General features: G+C 53.3%; 5 protein-coding genes. All 5 read right to left on the bottom strand.

Annotation, left to right across the window (positions count from 1 at the left end):
* Positions 1 to 21: 21 nt before the first annotated feature.
* The gene (locus ACR3ZL_RS18350; RefSeq protein WP_473651657.1) at positions 22 to 1,458 is read right to left on the bottom strand and encodes a sulfatase family protein; all 1,437 of its coding nucleotides are present in this window, start codon (positions 1,456 to 1,458) and stop codon (positions 22 to 24) included.
* Positions 1,455 to 4,952 carry a GH116 family glycosyl hydrolase gene (locus ACR3ZL_RS18345; RefSeq protein ID WP_473651658.1) on the bottom strand — a complete coding sequence of 1,166 codons (3,498 nt, stop codon included), beginning with the start codon at positions 4,950 to 4,952 and terminating at the stop codon, positions 1,455 to 1,457. Before ACR3ZL_RS18345 ends, ACR3ZL_RS18350 begins: the two co-directional genes overlap by 4 nt.
* 137 nt (positions 4,953 to 5,089) lie before the next feature.
* Positions 5,090 to 7,753, bottom strand: coding sequence for a GH116 family glycosyl hydrolase (locus ACR3ZL_RS18340; protein WP_473651659.1), 2,664 nt, complete (start codon positions 7,751 to 7,753; stop codon positions 5,090 to 5,092).
* 89 nt (positions 7,754 to 7,842) lie between these two features.
* A complete protein-coding gene (locus ACR3ZL_RS18335) occupies positions 7,843 to 9,273 on the bottom strand; it encodes a sulfatase family protein (RefSeq protein WP_486172857.1) in 1,431 nt (476 codons plus the stop codon).
* Between the two features lie 443 nt (positions 9,274 to 9,716).
* Complete coding sequence (locus tag ACR3ZL_RS18330) at positions 9,717 to 12,206, bottom strand: glycoside hydrolase family 95 protein (protein WP_473651661.1); 2,490 nt, start codon at positions 12,204 to 12,206, stop codon at positions 9,717 to 9,719.
* Positions 12,207 to 12,718: the final 512 nt, after the last annotated feature.

Raw genomic sequence — 12,718 nt, 5'->3', positions numbered from 1 at the left:
TTGAACGGTTGGGCATGATGCCTATCGATGTGTAAGCGTGACGGCGTCCTTGATGAAGCCAGGAGGACGGCGGTTGTGGGCCAATTCCGCTTCGAATGCATCCGCCTTCATTCGAAGTTGCTTCGCGACTTCGGGATATTGGTTCAAAACGTTTTTCGCTTCGCCCATATCGACGTCCAAGTCGTACAACGCATTGATTGGTGAACTGGACCCTTTGCCCCGTCTTCGCTTGTTCGCATTACCATTGGCACTGCCGATATGAAGCTTCCACTTGCCCGATCGGACCGCTTTCAATTGATTGCCTTTGAAGTAGAAGAACGCCTCGTGCGGAGTCGCTGAATTTCCAGCCAGTACCGACCAGATGTCCTTTCCGTCAATCACCCGGTCCGACGGAAGATCCGCTCCAGCGAGTTTGGCGAATGTCGGCATTAAATCCATCGCCGTCAACAATTGATCGTTCACCATTCCCGCAGGAATTTTGCCGGGCCAACGGACTACCGCTGGGACTCGTTGGCCCCCGTCGTAAGAACTTCCTTTTCCTCCCGAAAGCGGTGCTGCCTTGCCAATGGACGGGCCGTTGTCTGATGTGAAAATGACCAGCGTGTTGTCGTCCAGTCCATTCCTTTTGAGCGCATCGAGCACCTGACCGACCGACCAATCAATTTCGCTGATCGCGTGATGGTAAAGCTGGTCGCGGGTCTTGTAATCGACTCCCTTCTCCGCCTTCAGTTTCGATTTGATTGCATCGGGAGCATTCACCATGAACGAGGGTGACAGGTGAATCGGGCGATGCGGAAGCGGATGCGGAAGATATAGGAAGAATGGTTGTTCGTGATGTTGATCGATGAAATCAACCGCTCTTCGAGTCATCCGCTGCGTCAAGTAGTCCGCATCGGGATCTTTTTCGATCACCTTTTCCATTTCCATCAAAGGAAGCGGTGGGAAGTTGTGTTTTTCGTTTGTGTGAAATGGGTGAATGTCATGGCTGTACGGCAGGCCAAAGAACTCATCAAATCCTTGGCGAGTTGGAAGAAAGTCCGGCTGATCGCCGAGGTGCCATTTGCCAATCAAGCCGGTGCGATAGCCAGCCGATTTCAAGACTTCGGCCATGGTAACTTCGTTCGGATTCAAGCCGTTTTGATCACCAGCTAAGAAAACACCATCGGCAAGTCCGACACGCTTGGGGTAACAACCGGTCATCAAAGCAGCTCGCGAAGGTGTGCAAACCGAGCCCGCCACATAAAAACTAGTCAGCCGTGCTCCCTCGGTTGCCATCTGGTCTATGCGCGGCGTCTTGACGTGTTTTCCGCCAAAGCATCCTAGATCCGCGTAGCCTTGATCATCAGTCAAGATGATGACGAAATTGGGTTTTGAAGGTTCTGCTTTCGCAACATTCGTCAGGAGGACGGCAGATGCATATACGGTCAACAAAATCGCTAGAAAGACTTTTGAGCTCATGCGTATTGCACCTGGATGTTGAGAGACTGTTCGGATTTTAAGTCGATTGAACTTGGCAGCCTTAAGTGAATGCTCCCGTTCTTAGTGGTAAGTTGTGACGCGACCGTCCGTCCACCTACCTGCACTTGGGCAGACTCTGGATCCCTGCCTTTCGGTAACCCCAGCACCACCTCGCTTAAACGAAGACGACCTTCTCGCAGGTCAATGGAGGCTGTGAGCTGTTTTGCTTTTTGAGTTTGGGAGAAGAGTCCATAACCTTCGGCAACCGTGAAGAAGCTGGCATGGTCTTCAGGAGTCAAGATTGGCCGGAAACCGATGGTGCCCGCCGGACCGTCATAATGGAAACCTTGCAGCGCAAGCAGTGCAGACCAGACGCTTAGCGAACGACCGTAGAACTTGCCGCATTCGTCATCGCCGAATGGGTTGCCAGAATAACCCCACGGACCGTTTGCGAAATCGGAGACACCTTCGGTACGCAATCGCCCGTTGTATCGATCCGAGATGATCTTGATGACCATCAAGCCTTCACGCAGCATGCCGTTTTGGATCAACGAGACCGCGGCACCGTATTCGAAACCGGTCATCACTTCGTCACCGTATTTCATACCCGGGATCGGTTGTGGCTCGCGGGGCCAAGTGATCATCTTCATGCCGCCATCGTCAATCTCGCAGTACTGTCGTGGCTTAAGTGATTGGCCGTGGAAGTCGGCCAGAAAGTTGTATTTTAAAAGCGACTGCAGGGCCTGTTTGACACGATCAGCAGGGAAGTTGCGATCGATACCAACTTGGTCGGCCCACCACTCGCCGAGCACCTGATCGATGTGGCACCCGTCCAAGTAGTCCTGGTTTCGCTTCTCGCCGACCTCTTGGATGTAATACTCGCCGTTCCAAAGTCGCTGGTTTTGAAGCCGCTTGCCAGACTGCCGGATTTTGCGGTACTCGGCTGCTGTGTCGGGCTCGCCCATGATCTCAGCCATCCGAGCGCCGGCCTCAAGCGACGACAAATACAAACTGCCGATCCATGACGAGCAACCTGTCATGTCGCCATCGAGCGTGTTGTGCTGATTCGTCTGCAAGAAGCCGTCTCGACGCGGGTTCCAATGATCGATGCCCCAGTCAATTGCTTTTTTTACTTTGGGCCATTGCGATTCAAGCCAGCTATTGTCGGCCGCGCAGAGATGTTCTCGGTAGGTGTTCAGGATCGTTCCAAAGTGACCGTCCGCGGCAGGCTTCTGGCTAGTGTGTCGATACGGAGTCAATCCATTTGGCAGTTGCATCGAGTAGTCCTGTTCACGCATTTTGCGTCCGAGCTCTGGCAATAAACGCGCGTGCCCTTGTGCGTAGTGCCAAACGTGAGTGCAGTTGCCGCCGCAGCATCCCTTGGTGGGATTGCAACCTTCCCAGGCGCCGAAGTATCCATCGGCCGACCACCAACATGTTTGGCTGCGCAGGACCGCCAACTGCGAACTCATTCGGTCCAGTAGCCAAACGGGAATGGTGGATGCGTATAGAGTGTCGTGAAAGCGTCGGGTGCGTGCGTTTAACTGGTCCAGATGCTCACGCAGGTACGTTGCCACGCCCAGGGCGTTAGGCCACCAGTTGGTGTAGTTCTGGCCTTGGCGATTCCACTTGCCTCCTTGGGATCCACCTTCGCCTTCAAGGTTGACAGTCGCTTTTCCTTCCCCATGCCGACCGTCTTCGAAATACCAACTCAGCACAAAAGTGATCGACTTGGTTTCACTGGGCGCAAGGTCCAGGGACGCCGAAATCGCACCGTTGACGGTCTTGCCAGCCGCAGAAACTGAGGATGTCGCCGGTCCGTCGCACTTACCATCGGCTAGGAAGGTTGCATGCAGTTCTTCGGCAGAATCCCATTCGGCACAGCCAGTTGCATTTTCCGCTTGCGTCATTAGCACCATGTCTGAGTTCGCGATGCCCTCGCGGGTCATGTGCAACAACGTCCAATTCTTTACCGACTCGGCCGTCGATTCGTCGGAGGCGATGTTCTTTTCAGCCGGAGAGTTTGTTGCCTCCTCGTGCGTGTTTTGATGGCCGCGGCTAAGAACCTCGTTTCGATTCTTTCCATAATTACCGTTTTTGCCTTCGGCGTAACCGAGTGCATTTTTTTGTGCCGCCAATACGTCCACTTTGACGGCGATCGGCGATGGGTTCGTCACCGTCAGCGTATAAATCGCGCAGGGGATCGCTGAATGCTTTAGATCCATCGGGATAAACGGATTGAAGACTTCCAGTTCCACTTCCACGGGGAGTGATGGTTCTTCGAAACGATATTTAGCAAGCGGGTACTCGCCTTCAAACTTCAGAGCCTTCATCGCAGCAAACGGACCAACCGGTGCCGTTTGCAGTGCTCGCACCACGGCGTTTCCGCCAGTCGCAGGCTGTGCTCGCACGGCGAGGAAGCTGTCCGCGACACGCTCTTCGGAATGGTTGCAGGCGATCTGCCATATAGCGGGCTCCGCTTTACCATTGAACTGAATGCCACCCGCGCCGATGCCGCCGACGGTAAACTGGATGGCGTCAAGATGTTCGCCCTCGTACACACGAGTTTTACCCCGAGCGGTCAACGCCGGATCATTCAAGATCGCTTTTTCTTTGCGTGCACGCCGAGCGTTCCGTTCATCTTTCACGCGAGCGACAATCTCGCCGGTCTCTTTCAAACGCTGCCCCCATCCGGCCGCTTCTAAATGTATTTGAACGTCCGCTTGGGTGAGCCCACTGGCATAGCATGCGACCTCATCCAGGCAAATGTCTGCATCGCCCCATCCTTGCACCGTCGTTTCACCGAAGGTCATCGTTGACTTGGCTGGTCCGCGACGAGTGAACTCGAATGCCCCACCGACCAAGCTGCATTCGTATCCATCCACGTATGCTCGCACATCGAGATCGAAGCTGGTGACCGCCAAGTGATACCAACGCCCTACTTCGATGGGTTGATCGGTGGGCAGGTTGATCGTGGTCAGCACATCTCCGTTCACGTTTCGGTAGATTAAAGCGGACAGGTCGTTCTTGACGCCGACGATGTAACGAGCTTGCTGGCCATCTGTTTGAGCGATGATGACGGGATTTTCGGTAACGCTCGGAGGAGAATTAAGCTTGAAGAACATCTCCAGCGTTGCCGCTCTGCCTCGCAGGTGATTGGTTCGCTTGACCGAAACCAGATGTTTGGGAACCAAGCTGAGAGCCTTCCCTGTGACAGCCCCGTCAATAAACTTCGGCGCCCCGTTGCTTGTCGCCGACGCCTTTCCCATCTCGTCGGTTAGGTCGCCATCCAAACGCCAGTAACCACGCAGTGACTGGTGAGCCCTGACGGCATCGGAGTAACTTTCACGCCGATTGTCTGCTTGCACAGGACCGCCTTGCAGGCTCGCCGTCAACGCGCCGGCGGCAACCAGAAATCGCCGACGGGACAGGTCGACGTCGGGCCCACAGCAAGAAGCTTCTTCGGATGGTTGATTGATGACGTTCAGTTGCATCGTTTCTCTCGATGGTTTTGAATTTCGTTTGAACTTTTGAGTTTCAGGCCTACTGTTCTTCATCTTCATACGGAGTCTTGAACTGAGACACCGCTGGATTCCGATCTGTGGCACGGCCCAAAGCCTTGGCGATACGGTTAGCTCGCGAAATTGACTTGGAAGCGTTGACCGGCAACAAGCCGCAGCGTTTGGGGGAATCGCAAAACGTAACGACCCGCGTCGTTCGTGAACTTGGCTTCCACCGATTCACCGTCGACTTCTACACTGGCTTGACTAGCGGAAGTGCCTTTGACTTGATCGATAGCCAATTCCGTTAAGGCAAGTTCACCGTACCGCAAGTCGATAGCGGCGGATTGTTGCCCGCTCGTAACTTGTTGGGAAAAACTGCCCCAACCTTCTGCGGTCGTGAACGCAGCTCGAAAGTTATCAGCCTTGAGTCGCGGCCCGAAAGCGAGTTTGCCGGCGGGGCCGTCATAGCGATAACCGCACGCCGCCATGTAAGCACCGTAGCTAGCCATCGCACGGGAGTAGTGGTCACTGCATTCGACTTCGTTGTACGGGTTGCGGGCGCGTGGTGAGTAGCGGTCGTGAATAGCCTTGCCGATTGCTAGTCCTTCTTGGACCATGCCTTCCCAGATCATGTGGCCGGCGACCTGCCATTCGAATCCGGTCATGCATTCGTTGAGGTAGCCAGCGTAACTTGCCTTGCCACTTTTCGGTTCGATCTTGCCGAATGGAAAACTGCACATCACCAGACCGGCATCACCCGCCGCCGCGTAATAGCGGCCGTTGGTCATGACCTTGCGAAATGCTCCCACGTTGGGCGTGAAGTTGTATTTCCACAATGCTTCCAAGGCTTGCCGCGTTTTGTCTTTCGGTAAAAGCGGTTCGATCCCCAGGTTGTGCAGCCAGGAATCACCCAACACTTGGTCGATATGGCAACCATTTGTCGATCCATGCTTTTGGTTGTCCGCTTGGCCAGGTTTGTGCACGAAGTAGCCAAAGTCATCGTTCCACAACAGTTCCACCATCGCAGGGACGCCCCTTTGAACGATCCGTTCGTAACGTTCAGCGACCTGGGGCTGATTCATCTGGCGGGCCATGATCGCTGCAGCCTTCAGCGACGCATGATAAAGATTGATTAGCCAGTGCACCTGACCGAACCACGGTTCGTCGAGCGTGTTGTGTTGTGAACCAGCCAACAAACCGTCTTCGTCGCGATCCCATTTCTGGATCACATGATCCATCGATAGCTTCACGCGGTCCCAAATGCTTTCCAAGAACCGATAATCCGTCGTCATCTGGCTCTCTCGCAAGACACGCAAGATTGTGCCGCAGTTTCCATCGATGGCGTCGCCAAATTTTGGGTTCGTATAGCGATGCTGTATCGAGCCAGTTTTGTCGTCAAAGCCAAGACCGAATTCAATCTTGTCACGGTTTTCGCGTTCGATGACAGGGAAGACACGGGCTAACCCTTGGGCGTAGTGCCACACGTGGGTGCAGTTGCCGGGACAGCAACGGACGCCTTCTTCAAAATTGTAAATCTCGGTGTCGCTACCTTTCGGGAAGACACGCTGACCCATTTGCGTTTGCACGCAGTTGATGGGGATAAACGATCGTTCCAAAAACCAATAGGGCAGCGTTGAGTCGTACCAAGTATCCACCCAAGTTTTCGTTTTCCCGTAGAGCTCGCTCTCGCGAGAGGCAACTTGATTGGAAGCCGCCGCCGCGGTGGGCCAGATTGTTGCGTAGTGATTCCGGCCCAGCGAGGTGCCCTTTCGTCCAAACTCGGTGCCGTATTGCACCAGCGGGAAACGCCAGGAAATCGCAAAAGAAACAGTCTTCGATTCGCCTGGCTTCAGGTTGAACTTTCGTCCCATGGAAGCGAAGGAATTGTCGTTCGAACGGTCGTTGTTTTGAATCGAAGTGTTTGTAGTGAATATCCCTTCGACGCCACCGGAAGCTTTATCCAGATTCAATAGTTCCGGTTTCTCTTCACCAAAGATACCGATTGCCATCGCATTGGAGTTCGACTTTTCACTGCCGCATTCGATCGTGGAAGCATTCGGTAGTTCGCGATAAATGCTTGTCTTTTTCGCTTTCGCCCCATTGGTGTTGTTCTCAATCCATCCAGCGATGGACAAGTTTTGCGATGCCTTCGATTCGTTGGTAATTGTGTACCGCATCACGATGACTGGATAGCTTGATTCGTCACGGTTGAGCGGGATGAAAGGAGTGTATGCCTCCAGTTGCACTGAAACGGGGCAGCTTTCGTCTTTGAAGCCGACGAGTCCCATCGGGTATTGATTCGTGAACTGGACCTCGGCGAAACCGTTGGAGTCGAGTGTGTGGATCTTTCCGCCAACCTGCAGTGCAAAACCTTGTCGAGCGGACGGTTTAGCCGCATCCGGTTGCATGTAGCGAAGGCCCTTCGGCGTGTGCTTCTTGTCCTTTGTCGCGTTGAGATTCCAGTACCAAAGCCGTCCGTCTCCGCCGAGGTAAACTTGTCCCGTACAAATGCCGCTAATCGGCATACCGATGAATTTTAGGTCGTTGCCCGTCGCAGTCATCGCTTCGCCACGCGCGTACAGACTGTCGATCCACTCCTGGCTTAGCTTCTTGTCGGCGGGAATAACATTGTCAAAGTCGTCGGCCTGGAATGGGCCAGCCATCACCTCCGTTTGACCCGCCATCAAAATCGCCGCGGTCAAGCCCGTTGCTTCAATGAACCCGCGTCGCCCGATCGATGGTGCCGAACAGCAACCATCGCTTTGGCAGTTCTCTTTGAGTGATTCTTGCATTTGTTTTCTGCTCTTAGCTGTTGCGATATCGAGATCGCATGAAAGTTGAGACCGTGCTTCAGGACCAACCTTAGAAGTGGGACGCTTTGTTACTGAGGGCTCTTCAACGATAAAGGCTGAGGGGCTTCAACGAAGGCCGCAGGTCGACTGTTTTCGGCAAGCTCTTTTTGGAAGTCTTCTATATAAGATCGAAGGCGTGTCACCACGTCGGGGTGGTCAGCTAGGACATCGTGCTTCTCACTAATATCCGCCTCCAGATCGAACAAAGCAGACATAGGTGGCTTCGTGGAGTTTTTGGTTGGCGGCAAGGCTACGTGGAGTTTCCATTTTCCCGAGCGAACGGCTCTCAATTCATTGTCCCGGTAGTAGAAAAACGCTTCGTGCGGGCTTTTTTCGTTTTCGGTCAGCACTGGCCAAATATTCTTGCCGTCGATTACACGATCCGTCGGAACGTCCCCACCGGCGAGATATGCGAAAGTGGGTAGCAAGTCCATTGCCGTCAACAGTTCGTCGTTCACGATGCCGGCTGGGATTTTGCCAGGCCATCGGATCACGGTCGGTTCGCGAAGACCGCCTTCAAAAGTGCTTCCCTTTTTCCCTCGAAGAGGAACCGCCTTTCCCGATGCGGGACCGTTATCGCTGGTGAAGATAACGAGGGTGTTCTCGTCCAGTCCGTTCGCTTTTAAGGCGTCGAGAACTTGGCCGACGGACCAATCGATCTCGCTGATCGCCGCAGGAAACAAACGTGTTCGGGTTCCGTACTCAATCCGTTTTTCTTTTGCGAGTTTCGCTTTGACCGCGTCGGGCACTTGCTGCATGAATTCAGGCGAGACGTGCAGCGGACCGTGTGGAATAGGATGCGGAATGTAGAGGAAGAAGGGGCGATCTTTGTTGGTTTCGATGAAGTTGACTGCCCGCTTTGTGATTCGCTTGGTCAGGTAGTCGGCATCGGGATCATGTTCGATCACCACTTCACCTTCCATCAAAGGCAGCGGTGGAAATTGAAAGTGGTTCTGGCGTGGATGAAATGGATGAATGTCATGGCTGTATGGAATGCCAAAGAACTCATCAAAACCTTGCCGCGTGGGCAGGAATTCCGGTTGGTCACCCAAATGCCACTTACCAAAGATGCCTGTCGTGTAGCCGGCCTCCTTGAGCACTTCGGCGATCGTCACTTCGGCTGGGTTCAAACCCTTCGAATCACCCGCCAGTAAGACGGCGAAGTCCGAGCCGTATGCCATGTCGACTCGGCGAGGATAGCAACCTGTCATCAAAGCGGCGCGCGACGGTGTACATAAAGGTGCGCCCATATAGAAGCTGGTTAGCCGCATGCCTTCAGTCGCCATTTGATCGATGCGCGGCGTCTGGACATGCTTGCCACCAAAACAACTTAAGTCTGCATAGCCTTGATCGTCGGTGAAGATGATGACGATGTTGGGTGGCGCTGTTTCGGATGCGATTAGATGACTGACGCCGCACCAAATGCAGGACGCGACTATCAGGAAGAGTTTGGAACTCATAATTCTTAGTTTGGGTGCGTTGGTCTTTGAGGCGGTACCATCGGGCTGGCTATGTAGCGACGGGAGGCGACCGCTCTTTAGGGCGTCGCAGCGAAGATGCCTGTGTCTTGCTGTTGGGCCTTTTGAAGGGCAATGAGTGCAAACCCGTTTGCGAGCCATTGATTCCGTTAAGGGTGGCCTGTTTGTCGGTATTGGATCGTACTGGCAATGCTAGTTCGCTAAAGATGGTAGGGTGTCGTCTGTTTGGAGGACATGCTTTGTCCACATCACGAAGTCGGTACGTACGTTAGGATTCACGTACGCTAGGATCCACGTTCCACTTTTTATGCGGAGGCAATCGAGACGAGTGTTGCTTTTCAAACTCGGTGGTTTTCGTAATCGAGTCGTTTGAATCATGTTGGAGAGTGGACACATTTTCCTTCGGACACTAGCGAACTAGTCGGCTACTGGGTTAGTGGCCAGTTCATCGATTGGCCTCGTTGAAGTGAGATTACTTCGCTGAGTTTGTCTTGTGCGTAAACTCGGAACGTGGTGTCCTTGGTAGCGCGGATAGTGGCTTCGGTGAGCTTGTCGTCTTTCCATTGCATGTCGACTTCCGTTCCGCCACGTGCTTTCAAGCCGCTTACCTTGCCACTGGGCCACGCCGATGGCAGCGCCGGCAGCAGATGTAAGATATAAGACGCACTGGCAATGGCTTCGTCTGGTACGACGGGAACAAAATGCGTGGGGTGTTTTGGATCTTTTCTATAAGCAACAAAAGCTGCGTCTTGGACTGTCGTCGCATCGGCGTTGATACTGCGCAGATGGCTCTGCAGTAACATCTCACAAACACCCGCTGCTCCACCGAAGTTGCCATCGATTTGGAACGGAGGATGAAAATCGAAAAGGTTGGGGTAGGCTCGTTCGGAGGTCAGGAACCGATAGATTTTATGAGCCCGATCACCGTTGTGCAGACGCGACCAAAAACAGGTTTTCCAACCTGTGCTCCAGCCTGTGGATTCATCACCGCGATGCTTCATGGTCACCAAAGCTGCGTCGTGCAACTCTTCGGTCGTCAGAGGCGAAATATCGCGACCAGGATGCAAAGCAATGAGATGCGAGATATGCCGGTGTGTGTCTTTGGGGTTGTCCCAGTCTTCAGGCCATTCTTGAAGTTGGCCGTGTTGGCCAATTTTCTGAGGGCAGAGTTTGGGAATCATTTCCTGCAAGGTTGCCCGGAACTCGTCATCTCGTTTCAGAATCGTGGAGGCTTCGATGCAATCGGTGAATAGATTCAAGACGAGTTGTTGATCCCATGATGCGCCGTAGGCTTGCTTATTTAGCTTGCCATACTGTTTGACCAAGTAAGAGTTTTCAGGCGACCAAGTTGGATAGACGACTAGGGTGCCGTCTTTCCAAGGAGCGAGATATTCGACAAAGAACTCGGCGGATCCTTTCAAGACCGGATAGATTTCTTCCAGATAAGCGAGGTCTTGGGTAAAGGCATAGTGATCAAACAGGTTTTGGCAAAGCCAATGTCCACCTTGTTGGTTGCGCCGGCCATGTACGTTTTGTGCCGTAAAGCCGAACACATTGCTGTTCAACCCAACACTCCAACCTTTATCGATTCCAAACGTTTCACGAGCAGTGTGGCGTCCGGATTTCGCGAGGATCTTCATCCATTCCACGAAGGGACGGAATGATTCGGATTGGTTCGCAGCGTCCACCATCCAGTAGTTCATCTGCACGTTGATGTCGGTGTGGTAGTCGCAGTTCCAGGCTGGCTTCAAATCAGCATTCCATAAACCTTGTAGGTTGGAAGGAACTGGTGCGCCACGCGAGCAACTGAGTTGTAGATAGCGACTGTAATGGAAGTAAAGGTTTTCCAATTCGGTGTTGCCATCGCCAGCAACAAGACGGTCGGTAGTCAATCCAGACGGCTCAAAATCCAATTCCAATCGGCAACGATTCAAGATGGCGGATACATCTTCGATGTGTGATTCTTTGAGGGCCGCCCAGCCGAGTGAAGTCGCGGCAGTGATGGTTTGTTCGCAATCCGTCTGGTAGTCGCGTCCTTTGAATGTTGGATAGTCCGGCAAGTAATCTGAGTATCCGGCTAGGTAAATGGTCACATCGCTAGCGTTGGAAATCTGAATAGACCCATCGGCTTGCGGCGCCACTTGGGCGTCCCCCGCATCGATCTGGACGATTTGCATGAACTCAATATCGTCCTGAACCATCGCCGCCTTCCCCATCAGCACAATCCGCTTGTCCGCTGAGGTAACCTGCGACCCTTTGTGTTTGGTGGTGGCCTGAACGGTCAAGTTTAGCTTGGCGTGATCGGCGGTGTAGCGAACCATGACCACGTCGTGGGGATAGCTACAAAAGAACTCGCGGGTGAAGGTTCCATCACCGATGGAATAACGCACCGTCCCCAGGCCTGTGTTGGAATCAAGGGCGCGATGGTAGTTGTCGATGGAACTGGGATCATGCCCAGTAGAAATCAGCAGGTCCGTGAACGGCGCGTAGTTTCCAAGTGGTTCGGTGGTGCTGAGATACTTAGTCGAGAGACTTTCCATGCTGCCGGGCTTGGTGCCGTACTTTCCCTCTCGGTACGCTTGCCGAACTGTTTCGAGATCTTGCGGTGCGGCTTGGCGTGCCCCGGATTGCGTAACTTCATCGAGTCCGCGTTTGGCATTCATCCACAACGTAATGTCGTTGATCAGTAAATGTTCCACATCAACGCCGCCCGAAAACATGGCGCCCAAGCGGCCATTGCCGATCGGCAGTGCAGTTTGGATATAGCCGTGGCCTTTCGCTTTTCCTTTGCCGCGATTAAGCAAGTTATCTTTGGCGGGCGCATCGTACGTCAACACGTAGCGATCATTGGCTGCACCGATTGATGCGAGTGTCATCCAAGTCCCGAGTAACAGTGCAGAAGTCTTGATGATCATTAGGCAGTTTTTCGCGGGGGGCTCGGTTGTTTCAGTCATCGTCTTATCGCAGACACTCATCGAACACCGAAGGAACTCATCGGGAGTTGTCTTCTGGGTTCGTGGCAACCAATTGTTCCAACTGCGTACTGCGATATCAGTCAAAAGTGACTAGTGCTTCGGCTACATTTCATTTTGGGGTTGATCGTAGTGGATGAGGCGACGAATCCCATCCACTCACCAACCAGACGGGCTCGTCGCCTCGCCCACTACACCCCAAAGTTGAATATGGATGAAGCACTAGTTTGAATTTAGAAGCTACCTTGTCAACGATAACTTCGGTGGCGTGTGTTGGCGACCAAGAGTATACGAATCGTTCGTAAAAGTTTTTCGCCGCTTTTGTTCTTAGAGAGGTCGTTCAACACAAACGATTCTGACAAGTGACGCTTGCTGTTGATACATGCGTCGGCATGATCGTTGGCCTAGTCATGACGCTTCGTAATATCGTATTGGACACCGTCCCAAGCGTGTGA

The organism is Rhodopirellula sp. J20-39 (assembly GCF_057365095.1).
Note: the sequence above shows the minus strand (reverse complement) of the source record. Positions and strands in the feature narration are given on the sequence as shown.